3 protein-coding genes are annotated in these 1664 nt (G+C 76.2%); all 3 read left to right on the forward strand.

The genetic code is table 11. From position 1 onward, the window contains the following. The coding region (locus LLG88_10185) for an energy transducer TonB (protein MCE5247272.1) at positions 1–905 on the forward strand (905 nt) is incomplete at its 5' end. A gap of 150 nt (positions 906–1055) precedes the next feature. Beyond that, positions 1056–1415 carry a hypothetical protein gene (locus LLG88_10190; protein ID MCE5247273.1) on the forward strand — a complete coding sequence of 120 codons (360 nt, stop codon included), beginning with the start codon at positions 1056–1058 and terminating at the stop codon, positions 1413–1415. Next, the coding region (locus LLG88_10195; GenBank protein ID MCE5247274.1) for a hypothetical protein at positions 1412–1664 on the forward strand (253 nt) is incomplete at its 3' end. The genes LLG88_10190 and LLG88_10195, both read left to right, overlap by 4 nt.

Genomic DNA, 1664 nt, shown 5'->3' on the forward strand with positions numbered 1-1664 from the left:
TTTTGTGCGCCGCGCTGCTCGGCGCCCCCTCGGCGCTCGCGCAGGCGGACGCGCCCGCCGGAGCGCCTGCGGCGCCGCCCGCCGCCGCGCAGTCCGCGCCGCCGAACGTCGTTTCGGGCGCGCCGAACGCGCCGGCGGGGCCGGCCGTCGGGCCTTCCGTGCGGCTCACGTTCTACGCCGTGTCGGGACTCGCCAAGGCGGCGCGAAAGAACTGCGGCGCCGACCGCGCGCCGGACGGCGCGCCGGACCTCGCCGCGGCGGAAGGGCGCCGCGCGTTCGCGGCTCTCTTCGGCGGGACCGACGCGGCGATCGTCGGCGAGGCGCGGAAGATGCTCGCCGACGGCCGCGTGCTGCTCGAAGGGTTCGCGGCGGCGAACGATCGCCCCTTCTACTTCGGCTACTTCGAGCGGCGCGACGCCGCGGAGGGCGGACGCGCCGCCGTCAGGCTGCAGCGCTTCAAAGGCCGGCAGCCGTTCATGGACCGGTCGTTCCCGCTCGCGCGCGGCGGCGTCGCCTGGCGGGCGAGCTGGTCGTCGGACGACGAGGAAACGTGCGTCGTCGTTCGCATCGAATCGCTCGACGCGCTCCCGCCCCCCGCGCCTTTCGGCGCCCTGCCCGCGCGCTGGAGGGAGGCCGAACCGCTGAAGAGCCTCAAGAGCGTCATGCCCGCGTTTCCGGGCAGCGTTCGTCGCGGCCAGGCGGCGGAGAAGGTCGTCGTAGACGGCGTCGTCGGCCTCGACGGACGGATGGACTACTGCCAGATCAGGGACTATCCCGCCGGCGGGGCGGACGCGGCGATGGCCGCGCTGGAGGTGGTGAGCCAGTGGCGCTGGAGACCCGCGCGGCTCGACGGCAAGCCGATCCCGATGCCGTTCGCGGTGACGATCACGTTCGCGCTCCGCTGAAGGTCGCGCGGCGCCGCGGCGCGCCGCGCCCGTCGGCGCCCAAGCGCGCGGCCCGCGCCTCCCGCGCATCGCGCGGCGGAGCGGTGGTGGAGTCGCCCGGCCGCGGCGCCTTGGGCGCGACTCGGAAATGGTCTCGGGGGGAACTGCACGATGCGCAAGATCATCGCCTGCACGGCGGCGGCGCTCGCCTGCGCCTTGGGCGCGGCCGCGGCCCGGGAGCCCGTCGGCGCTCCCGAATGGCGCGGCTTCGATCTGTCTCTCGTCGCGGTCTCGCCCGCGGAAAGCGGGGAACCTGATTCCGCGGCCTGTCGGATCGACGGCGCAGGGCCGACGCCGCCGGCGCCGGGCGACGACGCCGCGGCGTCGGCGTTCGCGGCGCGCTTCGGCGGGGCGAGAACGAAGGTTCTCGTCGGCCGGCGCCGGCGGCCGGCGCGTTTCGACGGGAAGCCGGTCGAGAGCTGGACGACGCTGAAGTCAGGTTTTCACCTTACGAAGGAGGACGCGAAGTGAGCGGATGCGGCACTCGGACGACGACGATCGGCAAGACGATGCGGACCTGCGCCGTCGGCGCCGCGTGCGCCCTGCTCGGCGCGGTGGCCGCGGTCGCGCAGGAGCCGGCGGCGCGGGCGGCGATGACGATGTACGCGGTGCAGGGGGCGGTCGGGCGCGACGGCGCGGCCGGCTGCCGCGCCCCCTCGGACGACTCGCCCGCGGCGCCCGACGTCGCGACGCCGGAAGGGCGGAGCGCGCTGGCGGCGC

The organism is bacterium, assembly GCA_021372775.1.
Taxonomy (GTDB): domain Bacteria; phylum Acidobacteriota; class Polarisedimenticolia; order J045; family J045; genus JAJFTU01.